1 pseudogene is annotated in these 1,548 nt (G+C 47.6%); it reads left to right on the top strand.

The window, feature by feature from the left end:
• A pseudogene (locus tag R7O12_RS24475) lies at window positions 1-1,548 on the top strand (AAA family ATPase); the annotation flags it as partial.

The following is a 1,548-nucleotide window of genomic DNA, read 5'->3' as shown; positions in this document are numbered from 1 at the left end:
ACGCATGCAGCCAAGTACGATGGATAAGATTCTATCCAATGGTTGGCTAGTCGGACTCGCTGCCCTGATTCCAGGTGCGCTGCTTGCATTGTTGGTTGTCATGCTACTTGGTCGTCGCTCGAAAGCGAAAGAAGAGGAAGCCGCGCAGCAGCAGACACAAGATATCGATCCACTTGCGGCACCAATTGGTTTAGCAGCCGCTGACCAACTTGATGATGAGCTCAGCCTAGATGATGACTTGTTTGGTGATGATGACTCTGAACCGCTATTAGAGCAGGATGAGAAAGCTGAGCTTGAAGAAGATGTCTTCGCAAACCTAGATGACGAAGAACTAGACTTCAACTTAGAAGGCGATGACGGCGAAGATCCATTTGCCGGTATCGGCGATGATGGTGATTTAGACGTTGGATTTGACGAGTTTGATTCTTCAACGAGCGGCATTCAAGTCAATGGCGACGAGAAAGCGCTGGGCCTTGAAGAGATGGAACGTGCGCTTGATGAAGTGACGCCAGAACTTGAAGTGCTCGACGAAGACGAAACAGGCTTCGACTTGTCCGACGACGATAACGCTATTTCTGATGATGAATTTGCCAAACTTCTTGCTGATGATGAACCATCGGAAGACCTTTCAAGTGGCAGCGTTGATCAAGCGATGCTGGACGATTTATTCGCAGAACTTGGCGACGATGATTTAGATCTTGACGTTGAAGATACCAAGCCAGAGCCGCAAGTCTCAGACGAGGATTTCTCGGCAGGAGAGGCGTCGGATGACGATATTGATAAGCTATTAGCTCAATACGATCAACCAGCAGAAGAAACATCAACTGAGCTTGACCCACTTGATGAACTCGAAAGTCTGGCGGGTTTGACTGATGACACCGATATCGATGAAAACAGCACTGAACTACTCGACGAATTGATCGATTTCGATGAAGACGAAACCGAGGAAGAGTTCGATCCGCTCAACGAATTGGAAGCGCTATCTGATTTTGAGGCTGAAGAAGTAATTGAGGAACTCGACGAAAACAGCGTTGATTTACTCGATGAGTTACTGCAAGACGACGATGATGAGCCCGTTTTAGAAGACGAAATCGCGACCGAGCTCGACCCATTCGATGATTTGATTCGTGAGGATGAGATAGTCACTGCTGATGAGAGTCAGTTAGACGATGACTTGGTGGCTGATTTTGGTTTTGAAGAGATTGAGCCTCAAACGGAACAAAATAAAGCGCTTGAGCCAGAGGAAGAAAAGCCGCTAACCGCGCAGGTTGAAGAAGACGCCTCAGAGTTAGAACTTGAATCTGGCTTAGATATCGACGCTCTACTGAGCGAGGCGCAGCCACAACCACCGGCTGCATCAGAACCAGAACTAACGAAATCATTCCAAGAAGAAAGCGTCCCGTTTAATAGCAATGACTTCTTAGGTGATCTTGAGGAAATGTCACCAGAGCATGATCCTCTGATGACTGAGCTGGATGAACTGTTTGAATCTGACAACACCGTTCTTGAAGAAGCTGAGCAAGAAAGTGCAGATTTTGCCGCCGAGCT

It is taken from the genome of Vibrio sp. Vb1574 (assembly GCF_033338675.1).
The sequence above is the reverse complement of the archived record's forward strand: the minus strand, read 5'-3'. Positions and strand labels throughout refer to the sequence as shown.